The following is a 251-nucleotide window of genomic DNA, read 5'->3' as shown; positions in this document are numbered from 1 at the left end:
AAGTTGAAAGTGGCAAGCGCCGTATTCGTTCCGCCAACACGTTTCTCCAGGACAGCCTGACTGCCCGCTTCTGAACGAATCATTTTAAAATAATACAAACTGTTGTACGTGCCGGCCCTTGCCAACAAGCCCATTTGCACATTGCCTTGGTAAGAGCTGTCCGCTACCTTGACACGGGCTTCTACACCGTAATCCTTCAAGTCTTCCCCAAAAATCGCAAAGCTTGGCGTATCGCCATAAACGCTTACCGG

1 protein-coding gene is annotated in these 251 nt (G+C 49.8%); it reads right to left on the bottom strand.

The genetic code is table 11. The features are described 5' to 3' along the window. Window positions 1-251: hypothetical protein (locus KVT27_RS25565; RefSeq protein WP_217582270.1), on the bottom strand; the 251-nt coding region annotated here is incomplete at both ends.

The organism is Lysinibacillus sp. GbtcB16, assembly GCF_019091145.1.
Lineage (GTDB): Bacteria > Bacillota > Bacilli > Bacillales_A > Planococcaceae > Lysinibacillus > Lysinibacillus fusiformis.
This window is presented reverse-complemented; position numbering and strand designations above follow the sequence as displayed.